Source organism: Candidatus Krumholzibacteriia bacterium, assembly GCA_029865265.1.
Lineage (GTDB): Bacteria > Krumholzibacteriota > Krumholzibacteriia > WVZY01 > JAKEHA01 > JAKEHA01.
This window is the reverse complement of record JAOUHG010000055.1, coordinates 1-11,629: the sequence shown is the minus strand read 5'-3', so window position 1 is coordinate 11,629 and position 11,629 is coordinate 1. Positions and strand designations below refer to the sequence as shown.

At 63.9% G+C, this 11,629-nt stretch carries 12 protein-coding genes; 3 read left to right on the top strand and 9 right to left on the bottom strand.

Features of this window, described 5'->3' with window-relative positions; translation table 11 throughout:
• Window positions 1–198 precede the first annotated feature (198 nt).
• The 5 genes from OEX18_14810 to OEX18_14790 all read right to left on the bottom strand — a co-directional run bounded on the left by OEX18_14810 (window position 199) and on the right by OEX18_14790 (window position 5,343).
• Window positions 199–993, bottom strand: coding sequence for an N-acetylmuramoyl-L-alanine amidase (locus tag OEX18_14810; GenBank protein ID MDH4338539.1), 795 nt, complete (start codon window positions 991–993; stop codon window positions 199–201).
• A gap of 32 nt (window positions 994–1,025) precedes the next feature.
• Window positions 1,026–1,910 (bottom strand): hypothetical protein, encoded by an 885-nt coding sequence (locus OEX18_14805; GenBank protein ID MDH4338538.1) that lies wholly within the window; start codon window positions 1,908–1,910, stop codon window positions 1,026–1,028.
• Window positions 1,911–2,138: 228 nt separating this feature from the next.
• Window positions 2,139–3,725, bottom strand: a complete 1,587-nt coding sequence (locus tag OEX18_14800; protein MDH4338537.1) for a YifB family Mg chelatase-like AAA ATPase — start codon at window positions 3,723–3,725, stop codon at window positions 2,139–2,141.
• Between the two features lie 167 nt (window positions 3,726–3,892).
• Window positions 3,893–4,153 carry a hypothetical protein gene (locus tag OEX18_14795; protein MDH4338536.1) on the bottom strand — a complete coding sequence of 87 codons (261 nt, stop codon included), beginning with the start codon at window positions 4,151–4,153 and terminating at the stop codon, window positions 3,893–3,895.
• 137 nt (window positions 4,154–4,290) lie between these two features.
• Window positions 4,291–5,343 (bottom strand): hypothetical protein, encoded by a 1,053-nt coding sequence (locus OEX18_14790; protein ID MDH4338535.1) that lies wholly within the window; start codon window positions 5,341–5,343, stop codon window positions 4,291–4,293.
• A gap of 97 nt (window positions 5,344–5,440) precedes the next feature.
• Between OEX18_14790 and OEX18_14785 the strand changes: the two genes are divergently transcribed.
• Complete coding sequence (locus OEX18_14785) at window positions 5,441–6,679, top strand: MFS transporter (GenBank protein ID MDH4338534.1); 1,239 nt, start codon at window positions 5,441–5,443, stop codon at window positions 6,677–6,679.
• A 93-nt stretch (window positions 6,680–6,772) separates the two neighbouring features.
• Window positions 6,773–7,099, top strand: coding sequence for a hypothetical protein (locus tag OEX18_14780; GenBank protein ID MDH4338533.1), 327 nt, complete (start codon window positions 6,773–6,775; stop codon window positions 7,097–7,099).
• 108 nt (window positions 7,100–7,207) lie between these two features.
• Here OEX18_14780 and OEX18_14775 read toward each other — a convergent pair whose 3' ends face one another.
• The 3 genes from OEX18_14775 to OEX18_14765 all read right to left on the bottom strand — a co-directional run bounded on the left by OEX18_14775 (window position 7,208) and on the right by OEX18_14765 (window position 9,263).
• Window positions 7,208–8,185, bottom strand: coding sequence for an arginase family protein (locus OEX18_14775; protein MDH4338532.1), 978 nt, complete (start codon window positions 8,183–8,185; stop codon window positions 7,208–7,210).
• A gap of 10 nt (window positions 8,186–8,195) precedes the next feature.
• Window positions 8,196–8,744 (bottom strand): arginine decarboxylase, pyruvoyl-dependent, encoded by a 549-nt coding sequence (locus OEX18_14770; GenBank protein MDH4338531.1) that lies wholly within the window; start codon window positions 8,742–8,744, stop codon window positions 8,196–8,198.
• Between the two features lie 243 nt (window positions 8,745–8,987).
• Window positions 8,988–9,263 carry a hypothetical protein gene (locus OEX18_14765; protein ID MDH4338530.1) on the bottom strand — a complete coding sequence of 92 codons (276 nt, stop codon included), beginning with the start codon at window positions 9,261–9,263 and terminating at the stop codon, window positions 8,988–8,990.
• 597 nt (window positions 9,264–9,860) lie between these two features.
• On the opposite strand from OEX18_14765, the gene OEX18_14760 reads away from it, so the two are divergent.
• Entirely contained in the window at window positions 9,861–11,111 is a 1,251-nt protein-coding gene (locus tag OEX18_14760; GenBank protein MDH4338529.1) for a Glu/Leu/Phe/Val dehydrogenase, read from the top strand.
• Window positions 11,112–11,159: 48 nt separating this feature from the next.
• Here OEX18_14760 and OEX18_14755 read toward each other — a convergent pair.
• On the bottom strand, window positions 11,160–11,629 hold a 470-nt coding region (locus tag OEX18_14755; GenBank protein MDH4338528.1), incomplete at its 5' end, for a hypothetical protein.

The following is an 11,629-nucleotide window of genomic DNA, read 5'->3' as shown; positions in this document are numbered from 1 at the left end:
CCTTCACGAACAGCGCTTCGGCGGAGGAATCCATCGCGCAGAATGTGGAGAACAGCCCGTCGGGAAGCCTCGCGTTGCAGTCCACCCCATCCACATCATCGAAGCGCTGCGCCTGCATCTCCCGCGCGCGTGTCACCCGGTCGCACATCGTTGCTGGATCCATCCAGTCGGCGGGAAAGTCGTTCCATCGAAGTTCTCTTAGAGCAACAATGCCGGGACGCGAAACGCAGACGGGGTCGCGACCGCGACAGACCGCACAGGTTCGGGCAACACGGGTGACTCGAGAAGAATCGGCAAATAGTGTGACACCCCGGCCGCGATGCCTTCCGCGCATAGTTCCTGGTCACCCGCCGTGATGATGTTACCCCACTGGCATCCATTTGAAATGAAACACACTTCAACGAGTATCGCGGGCATGCGGCACTTCTTCAGAATGGCGAGGCTGTCATCGGGCACGATCCCGCGATCCCGGCTGCAGAAAAGGAATGCAACATCCGCATACGTCATGAGGTCATGTTGAACTACGGCCGCTACAGTGCTGTCCTGAGCATAAGCGTCTTCGTCCTTACCTTCATACTTGGCGGCCGCATACAAAGTCAGCGTCCCGAGCTTCGACGCGTCTGGCACCGAGTTCATGTGCACGCTGATTAGAAGACGACATGACGATCTGATGCCCTGGTCGTTTGATCGTTGCCCATTCGCGATTTGCCGACGCTGCCAAGGCTGCGTGTAGGTCGTGTCATAGTTCTGTGTCCTGTATGCGTAATACCCTAGAGCGGTGAGTCGGTTTTCGAGCCGGCTGGCCACCCCAATGTTGAGCTCCTTCTCGTTGGGAACTGCCGGGCCGTTGAAGCCCTCGGCGCCCGAGTCCCAACCCCCGTGCCCAGGATCAACCCAGATGTCGATTTGGGCGGGAACGTTGCCGGCAGCCAAAGTTATGAGACCGACAATGACGGTGAACAAAATTGCGAAATATGAACGAGGCGCGCTCATTCCATCTCCCCCTTTCGAGTGACTGTGGGTCATCAGGGGCTGCGGCCCGAGCCTCCTTTGAGAATTGAAAGTTCGATTACCACCCTTTGCTTCGGCCCAAGACTACCTCCGTCCACGTGGGAGCGGTCTATCTGAAGCGAGCCGTCGGTGATCCACAGCGGGTTGGTCTCAACCCAGTCGGTCGTCTCAAGAAGCGGCCACTTGCGTCCGCTCTGCGTGTCTGCGATCCAGAGGTCCGCCGCTATTGGGTGGTCTCCATGGCGATCAAGTCTCGTCGCACGAGAAAACGCAATCCACTGCCCGTCCGGACTCCAAGAAAACTCGTAGTCCCCGAGTACCTGGAGCGTATCGAGCGGTATCACGAGTCCTTCGGGGATCTTGACCGCGTATAGCATTGTCCGTGGCCGACCATAAATGACTCCGTCGGCCGCAAGGATCCGCGAGTCCGGAGACCACTTCATTTGCCCCGCCGACGCTCCTATCTCCGGGTCGATGATCACCGAGCGAGTCGCAACGTCGACTACGGTCAGCTCGCTGAGCTGGCCGGGCGACTTCCAGACCTCGCAACCGAGGTATCTTCCGTCGGGCGACCAATGCGGAAGGAACGCGTTGGCATCGATCAGGCGGTGCGATTCGCCCGTTCTGAGATCCTCGATGTCTATAAATGAGTGGAGCTGCTCGTCGCTCTCGACCCGAGCGATCAATGAGTCCGGACCTGGAACATTGTTGGGATCGGGAGTCGGCCAGAGGTAGCTGCTTCTCTCTTCGAAGGGCACTTCTCCAGCACGGCGCTCGCGGACTGCAACAACCGTCCACGGGTTAGTCGGCGGAGGATTGGATTGCGCAGAGCAACCTGCAGCAGCTGTGAACGTGATGAGGCAGGCTGTTATGGATAGCAAGTAGACACGAGTGGTCACAGCGCTCCCCCTCAATGTGCGGCCCAAATTAGGGTAGACTTCGAGTTGTCCGGAGTCAAGCCGAAGTTGGCCCACTGAGCAAAACGCCTGTGTTCTCGCTGCCAACGTCGTGCGTCCCCGGCCCCACTAGAATCACGTCTCCCGAGCTAAAGCCATCGCCCGCGGCATAGATCGTCGCCCAAGTCTACCTGCACATCAAGTTAGCGCTGTTTTTCATCGAACGGTGCATCATTCACTCGCTCTGTAGCCAACCGCTTCCATGATGTGGCGTTCGCTGATCTGTTTGCTTTCTTCCAGGTCTGCGATGGTGCGGGCGACGCGGACGATGTGGCCGCGCGCGCGTGCGCTGACGAGCAATGACTTCTGTGCTTTGGCGAACAGGGTCTCTGCTGGAGAATCCATCACGCAGAACCTTGAGAATAGCCCGTCGGGAAGCCTCGCATTGCAGTCGATGCCATCGAGGCTCTTGTAGCGTTGCGCCTGGATGTCGCGTGCGCGAGCAACCTTGTTGCGCATCTCGACACTGCTCATTCTCGGTGACGAAGAACTCCACATTTCGAGATCAACGGGTTGCACGGTCACATGGATTGCGATTCTGTCGACAAGTGGCCCGGAGATCTTCGCGAGGTACTTCTCGACCTGAAGTGGACTGCAACGACATTGTCGAAGTTTGCTTCCATGCATTCCGCAAGCGCAGGGGTTCATGGCCGCCACCAGTTGGAAGCGCGCGGGGAATGTGACCGCGCTCTTTGCCCGCGAAATCGTAATGTGCCCCTCCTCCAGCGGTTCGCGCAGCGTCTCCAGCACGTGGCGGCGGAACTCGGGCAGCTCGTCCAGGAACAGCACCCCGTTGTGCGCCAGCGTAATCTCGCCCGGCCGCGGGTTGCCCCCGCCGCCGATCAGCCCGGCATCGCTGGCACTGTGGTGCGGCGCGCGAAACGGTGGCGTGGTGACCAGCCCGCCCGCCCCGTTGCTGCCCAGCAGACCGATGACGCTGTAGATCATGGTGGTCTCCACCGCCCGCTGGGTGGTGAGCAGCGGCAGCACGGTTGCAAAACGCCGCGCGAGCATGGTCTTGCCGGACCCGGGCGGGCCCGTCATGAGCACGTGGTGCCCGCCGGCGGCCGCCACCAGCAGCGCGCGCTTGGCCGCCTCCTGGCCCACCACGTCGGCCATATCTATAGAATAGGGATTCGAGGACTTCGGCTGCGGCGCCGGTTCGTCGGCCGGTTTGATGAACACGCGGCCATCCAGGGTGGCGTCGAACAGGTCGTCATCCGTCTGTCCCCTGCCTTTGGGCCCGTGCACCGGCGTGAGCGACGCCGCCACGGCGGCGCGCAGTCCCTCGCACGCCACCACCTCCAGCCCCTCCACCATACGCGTCTCCTCCAGGTTGCCCAGCGGCACCACCGCGCGCGCGAATCCCCGCGCGCGCGCGTGCAACAGAATGGGCAGCACGCCCGGCACCCGCCGCAGCGATCCGTCCAGTGCCAGCTCGCCGATGAAGAGCGTGCGCGCGGGCTGGAGTTCCGCCTGCCCCGACGCCACCAGGATCCCCACCGCGATGGCGAGGTCGTGGGCGGCGCCCTCCTTCTTGACGTCGGCGGGGGCGAGGTTGACGGTGATGCGCTCCAGCGGAAACTGGCGGCCGGTGTTCTTGATGGCGGCGGTCACCCGCTCGCGGCTCTCGCGCACCGCGGCGTTGGGCAGACCCACCACCGAGAAGGCGGGGATGCCCCGCGAGATGTCCACTTCGGCCTCGACCACGAGGCCCTCGATACCGACGATGGCGCCGGAAAATACGGTGGTATGCACGGTCCAACCTCCCGGGCCCGGGGGCCCGCAGTGGGAGGAGACGCTTGTGGGAGGAGATTCCGGAGGAGCAGCCTTCAGGCTACCACACCCGCGGGGGATAAAAAAAGGGAAGGGAAACTTGCGTTTCCCTTCCCATGAGCTCGCGGCCGACTAGGCCGTGGGCCAGGCTACATCTCCATTTCAGGCGGAGCAACCTTTTTGCGCCGGACTTTGCGGCGCACCTTGCGCTTGGCTTTGCGCTTGACCTTGCGGACCTTGCGCTTGGCTTTGCGCTTGACCTTACGGACCTTGCGCTTGGCTTTCCGCTTGACCTTGCGCCGCACCTTGGCCTTCGCCTTCACCTTGCGGCGAACTTTGCGTTTGACCTTGCGGACAACGCGTTTGACCTTGCGCTTGGCTTTTCTCTTGGCTCTACGTTTTGCTGCCATTTGGTTCCTTCCTTATCCCGATGCCCGGGACGAAACGCCCCATGCACCGTTTCCGAGGTTGACCAACCAACGTCACGGGGATTCTCGCACCGTGAGATATGGTGTCAACAAAAATCTGGCAAAAACCGGGCCATTTTCTACGGAAGGCGGATTTCGTAGCGCACGACGAGCGGGTAGGTGCGCGCTTCGATGGCGTACGCGCGCCATTCATCATCGACGAAATGCATCGCGATGCGACCCTCGAGCGTGCGCGACTTGAGCAGGTGTCCGTCGGAATCGAAGATGTCGACGACGGTCTTCGTGTGATCCACGTCGCGATCGGGAAAGCACATGGTGAGGTGCATCAGCTTGCCATCCGGTAGCACCAGGATGCCCACCGAACCGGCAAGCCAGCGAATGCTGAAACCGCCGTTATCGCGCTCCATACGCGGCGAGAGCATGAACTCGTTTTTGCGCTGGATGGTGAGCAGCAGGCGTCCGTCACGCGTGAACTTGCGGATTTCGTATGGCGTGAACTGGGCAAAATACACCGCCCCGTCCGGTCCCACATCGATGAATCCGCCGCAGGTGGCGAGTTCCTCGGTGGTGTCCATCGGCTTCGCCACCGCATGTGAATTCGAGAACGAAGCGAGGTAACGGTGCCCCGCGTCATAGCGGTGGACGACCTTGTGGTCGACCATATCGAGACTTGCGAGGTAGATACCCCCTTCGCCGATCTTGAGACCCGTGGGAACCCCACCGGGCAATTTGTGCCGAAATTCGTCCAGCAACTCGCCATCCGGCGAGAAAACTGCCACGCGCCCGCCGTAACTCGCAACATACACGCGGTCCTGCGCATCCACCCCGATGGCGCCGGGCTGGTTGAATTCTCCGGGTCCATGACCCTTGCGCCCCACCGACGTGATCTCCATGGACCCGGGGTCGTACACGCGCACCACCTCGAAACCGCCGTCGAGGATGATCCATCGCCCGCGCGAATCCACCGCGATCCCCGCGATGCGGCCGAAGGCGTCTTCGCCGTCCTCGGAGCCGAGCAGGAGATTCTCCAGCAGGTGAAACGTCTTCCCCGGGGTGTCGTCCCATTGGCCATAATCGGGATTGTTCACCACCGCCGCGGACTCTGCGTGCAGCGCACCGGCGCGGCCAGCGGCCAGCGCGATCACGGCGAGTATCATGAAGTGGCGGCGCATGGCGTCATCCCGCGCGAGGCCTGGCAGGGGTGGAAAGGCTTTGGCAGGTGGCGCGATGGTACCATAGAATCCGCCGCGCGCGACCCGGCGTCCAAGCATGAACCTCTTCCGACGCATGAGCGAGTTCTCCGAGGCGGAGCACAACATCCTCCTCATCACGTGCCCGGGGCACTTCTTCACCCATTTCTTCACCCTGGTCTTCCCCGCCATCGCCATCCCGCTCACGCTGTCCTTCGGGATGCCGATCGAGCAGGTGGTCAAGCTGAGCTTCTGGATGTACCTGCTCTATGGCGCGCTCGCCATACCCGTGGGCCTCGCCGCCGACCGCTGGCGTGCGAAGCCCATGATGACCGCGGGCATCGCCCTGATGGGTGCCGGGCTCATGGTGGCGGGCGCGGTTCCCTCTCCACGCGTGATGACGCTGGCGCTGGCCGCGGTGGGCGTGGGCGCGAGCGTGTATCACCCCGCCGGCATCGCGCTCATCTCCCACACGGTGCGGCTGCGCGGGCTTGCGCTGGGCGTGAACGGGGTGTTCGGGAGCATGGGCATTGCGCTGGCGCCGCTGCTGACCGGCCTGCTCACCTGGGCGTTCGGGTGGCAGACGGCGCTGGTATCACTGGGCGCGGTGGGTCTGGTGACAGCGGGCATCGTCCACCGGGTGCGCGTGGATGAAACCATCCGCCCGCACGCCGCGCGCGAGTCCTCCCGGGGCCGCGGGCTGGTGCCCCTGCTGATCCTGCTGTGCGCCGCATTGGTCCTGGGCGGCATTGCATATCGCGGCAACATGCTGCTGCTCCCGGCCTTCATGGAGCTCAAGACCACGTTCCTGGCGCGCGTGCTGGACCGTCTGCCCTTCGCGACGGGGCACAGCACCACCACCCTGGCCGCGTCGATCCTGGCGTCGCTGGTGTTCTTTGCGGGGCTGTTCGGGCAGGTGGCGGGCGGACGTCTGGCGGACCGCATGGAACTGCGGCGCGCCTACCTGCTCTTCCACGGGGTGAGCTTCCCCTTCCTGCTGGCGATGGCGTTCACCAGCGAGGCGGCGCTGGTGGTGTGCGCGGTGCTCTACGGGTTCTTCTCCTTCGGGATGCAGCCGGTGGAGAACAGCCTCATCGCCGGCCTCACGCCGGCGCGCTGGCGCAGCACCAGCTTCGCGGTGAAGTTCGCGCTGAACTTCGGCATCGGCTCCAGCGTGGTGCAGCTCATCGCTCCCATCAAGACGCGCTACTCGCTGGAGATGGTCTACGTCTTCCTGGGTCTGGTGGTGTGTCTGCTGGCCCTGTGCGCGCTGGCCATGATCCTCGTCTCGCGGCGCGTGCCTCCCATCCGCAATTGAGCCTCGACCCTCCCCGCGGCTTGCGCTACCATCAATGCGCAGCGCCGGGAACGCCCGGCGGCGAATCCTGGAGCCACCACGCCGGAGACCGCCATGGAACAGAAAGAATGGGAAGAGCGCCTGGACCGCTACGCCGACCGCACCGCGCAGGCGGTGCGCAAGGGCGTCAACGTCCTCGAGGACGCGTTCGACAAGGGTAAGGAGACCCTCAAGGAAGAGACCGCGCGCAAGGAGCCCGGGGCCGACGACGCGGAAGCCGCGCGCCCGAACCGTGGCTCGCGGCGCCTGGGTCTGGTGCTGGTGTTCCTGGGAATCCTGTGGCTGCTCCACTCGCTCGGCATCCTGACACAGCCGGTGTTCCCCATCCTGCTCATCGTCCTCGGAATCTACTTCCTCACCCGCGGTAAACAGCGCCTCTGAGCGGCCGCGAAGACGATCCGACGCCATTCCCGCAGCGCGATTTCAAATGTTTCGCGCGAGGACCATGAGCGGAGGAGCGGCTTCGCGGACGCCGCCTGCCGGCATCGTTCATATCGTACGGCGGTTGGAGCGTGTCTTGGGGGGAGACTTGTGGGGTGCCTTGCGACCCGATCCCAGCTGCGGCGTGCGGGCGCGCTTGGGGCCGCTGCGGTTCTTGCGCGGCGTGCGCCGGCCGACCTTCTTCTTTCCGTTCTGGGCGTAATAGGCGTGGTAATTGAGGACCTTGTAGACCAGCCGCGCCGCCGTGAACGACGAGGCAATATCCGTCTCCTGCGGACACAGTTCCACGGCGTCGAAGGCGATCACATTCTTGTAGCGGAAGAGCGTGTCGAGGATCTCCATCACTTCCTCCCAGTAGAGTCCGCCCGGCTCCGGCGTGCCCACCGCGCGGATTACCTCGGGCGAGAAGCCGTCGTAGTCCACGCTGAGGTAGACATCGTGCGGGAGATCCATGATGTCCGCACGCGCCTTCGCCCCCCAGGCCCGGTGGGCGCGCACGCGGTCGGTCTTCTTGAGCAGCGTGTATTCCTCTTCGGCCAACGTCCGGATCCCCACCTGCACGATGGGCCCGAAGCCCATGCTGTTGAAGCCCGCGCAGGCATGGTTGTCGGGCCGCCCGTGGAACTCCTTGCGCAGGTCGGCGTGCGCGTCGATCCACACGATGCCCATGCGCGGGCGGGCCACCGCCTCGATCAGCGCCGGCGTGATGGCGTGCTCTCCGCCGATGAAGCCGAGGAAGGCGTCCGGGTGCTGCTCGCGCAGCGCGCGCGCCGCGGCGGTGACGGAGGCGAGATCGGTGATGCGGGGCCGAACGGTGAGGATGCCCTGCCGCGACGCGTCGGTGGCGAGGACCTCATCGAACAGTTCCACGTGACCCGACGCCTCCACGATGGCCTCGGGCGCCTTGCCGACGCCCTTCCAGTAGGTGGTCGTCTCTTCGTAGGGGATCAGACCGAGGACATAGCCGTTGCGATCGCGGGCAACATCGCCGGGTTCGGCCTTGTCCTCGAGAAAACCGGGCTTCATGGGCGCTCGCCTAGTACTTGCAGAAGACGCCCGCGGCAATGACGGTGGTCCACAGCCCGTTCTTGCCCAGCGCGGTCTGGCAGATGTTGCTGGTGCGGACGATCTGCCGCCCGATCTTCCACTCCTTCTTGCGCTGGTCCCACGCACGGTCGAGGTCGAGTTCGATACCCAGCGTGGAGGCGAGCATGCTGGCCGCGAGGTCCTCGGCATAGTCGCCGGCGGTCTTCTCGTTCTGGCCGTAGGAGTGGTGCTCGGAGAGGTATCCGTACTTCTTGGGGTCGCCCGGTATGGCAACGCCGATGGAGCACGCGGCCATGCGGAAGGCCTCGTCGGTGGAGGTCCGGCTCATCACGCAGAAGACGATCTGGCCATCCGCCAGCATCTGCTCCCCGCGCTTGCGCGGGATGAGCTTGCACTTGGGGGGGAAGATGCTGGACACGGTGACGAGGTTCACGTGTTCGATGCCCGCATCACGCAGGGCCAGCTCGAAGCTGGTCAGCTGCTCGCGGTGGCGGCCCACACCCTTGGTGAGGAACATTTCCTTCGGTACCAGCTCCATTCTCATCTCCTCTGTATCAAGGCAGCCGCCGGTGGGCCGCGGTCGGGGGAGTACTGCACGGGCAGACGGAAACCGCGCCAACATATAGGAGAATCAGCGGGCACTGTCAATAGGCACGGGCCGGGCTGTGGCGCGGGGCGCCCCGCGGGCAAAAATAAAGGAAGGGAGACTTGCGTCTCCCTTCCCGTGTTCGCAGCCTGGCCAGGCCGCGAGCCAAGTCAATCGCTGGACGTTAAGCCCAGCTTACTTCTTGGCCTTGCGCTTGGCTTTGCGCTTGGTCTTGGCTTTGCCCTTGGCCTTCGCCTTGGCCTTTGCCTTGCCTTTGGCTTTCGCCTTCCTCTTAGCTGCCATGATTTGATTCCTTCCTTCGGCGAACGGGAGGCCCGCCCGCCTCTTCAAGTTTCTGACTTCCAACGTTTGACGGCGAACCAGGCGAGCCCGATTCACCGCCAGGCGGGATTCTTGCACACCGTAAAGTACTGTCAACAGAAACTTTTCACCGGCGGCAAAAAAAGTCACGGGTCGGGGGTTCCCGGGACAGCACCGGAGATGGGATCGCCGGTGATGCGGGAGCACCGGGGATGCTTCGCGGGTTCGACACGTGCGTGGTCTCACGCGTTGCGCATTCTCCGCGCAACCGGCCGCGACACGACCGTCGTCTGCGCGTTGCACATCGAGTCGATGCATTCACGCGACACACACAATGCGCAGATGCAACCATCGCCGTGATTTCAAGGAGACGCACGCATCCGCGGTTGGTACCGGCGCGGTCCTGTGTTCACCATCTGGTTGTGTGCACGGGTATCGGGGTGGACGGGCGCGGCACGGACCGGGGGTGACCCCGGTGCGCGGAGCTCCTCATTATAGAGGGTCGCGTGGACGGGACCGGGCGGGGCGGCGAGCGCCACATTAACTTGTTGTTTTACAACAAGTTAAAAGCGAACCCGGGCACCGGCCGGCGCGCGGGCGGCCTTGTCGAGCCGCATGATTTCTGATACGGTTGTCGCCTTCTGACTCATACGGGACGTCCGGAACGGTGCGTCGTGGCGAGCCGGCGGACGTCGCGAAGCCGACACCAACGAAATTCCCCAGAAAGACAAGGCTATGAGCGATCGAATGAACTTGTTCGAAATGGCTACCGCGCAATTCAACAAAGCCGCGGACCATATCAAACTGAATCCCGTTGTTCGCACGGTTCTCTCCGAACCCCAGAACGAAATCACGGTGAACTTCCCAGTTCTTCTCGACGACGGGACCTACCGATCCTTCAAGGGCTACCGGATCCAGCACAACAACACCTACGGTCCCTACAAGGGGGGCATCCGCTACCACGAGTCGGTGAACCTGGCCGAGGTCAAGGCGCTCGCGGCATGGATGACCTGGAAGTCGGCGCTCATGGGCATCCCTTTCGGGGGGGGCAAGGGCGGGGTCACCCTCAACCCGCGCAACTTCTCCGAGCCGGAGCTGCGGCGGATCACGCGGCGCTTCACCTTCGCGCTGGGGAACAACATCGGGCCGGAATACGACATACCGGCCCCGGACGTGGGCACCAGTTCGCGCGAGATGGTCTGGATGATGGATACCTATATGACCATGTTCAACGCCTCGGACCGCAACGCCACCCGCGGCGTTGTCACCGGCAAGAGCCTGGTCAGCGGGGGCAGCCTGGGGCGCGACAAGGCCACCGGCCAGGGCGTGGTCTTCTGCCTGGATACGTTCGCAAAACACCTCGGCTTCTCCATCGACGGCTCCACCTTCTTCGTGCAGGGCTACGGCAACGTGGGCTCGCACGCGGCGCGCATCATGCAGGCCGGGGGCGCCCGCATGCTGGCGGCGGCCGACCACACCGGCCACATCGGCAACCCCGAGGGCATCGACGCGGAAGACCTCTCCGCGTACGTCCTGAAGACCGGGGGCGTGGCCGGTTACGAGAAGGCGAAGGAGATCTCGCAGGGGGACTTTTTCGGCACCAAAGCGGACATCTTCATTCCGGCCGCGCTCGAGTGCACGGTCAACATGGAGACCGAGGGCTACATCCAGGCCAAGTACATCATCGAGGGCGCCAACGGCCCCACGACTATCGACGCCGAGAAGAGCCTCGCCAAGCGCGGCATTCTGGTGATTCCCGACATCCTGGCCAATTCGGGCGGCGTCACCGTGAGCTACTTCGAGTGGGTGCAGAACAAGAACAGCGAGGTCTGGGAGCTGGAGCGGGTGGACGACGAACTCAACCGCATCATGAAGCGGGCCACCCGGTCGGTGATCGCGGAGATGAAGACGCGCAACTGCGAGGCGCGTATCGCCGCCATGACCCTCGCACTGTCCAAATTCGAGAAGGTGTATGTCGAGCGGGGTATCTTCCCCTGATCGGCGATCGGCCCTCACGGCCCCGCGGCGGCGCGGCGCCCCTTGTCTTCAGCCCTGCGGCGGCATCCCCATGCTGCCCAGGGCTTCCACTTTCTGGCGGGCGCGGGCGACGGCCTCAAGATCCCAGGCCGCGTTACCCCAGTGGCCAACGAACGCCTGGTAACTAGACAGCGCCGCCTCACTGTTGCCGCGCGCCAGTTCCGACTCCGCCATGAAGAACATCGACTGCACGTGCAGCACCGGATCCCCGTGGTAGGGGAACTCGGGTCCATACAGACGCGCGCGCACCAGGCCAAAGGCGGCCGCCGCACCCTCGGCGTTGCCGGTTTCGAACGCGGCATAGCCACTGAGGAAGGTGCGCCGCGCACCGGCACCCGCGTTGACCGCGGCCACGGTTGAATCCGCGGCGAGGAGCGTGAGGGCTTCCTGCTGGCGCTGCTGTCCAATGTCGGCAAGAGCGGTCAGTTCGGCCACGTCCAGCGACATGACGCGCGACCACAGCAGCCAGTCCCGGTCCC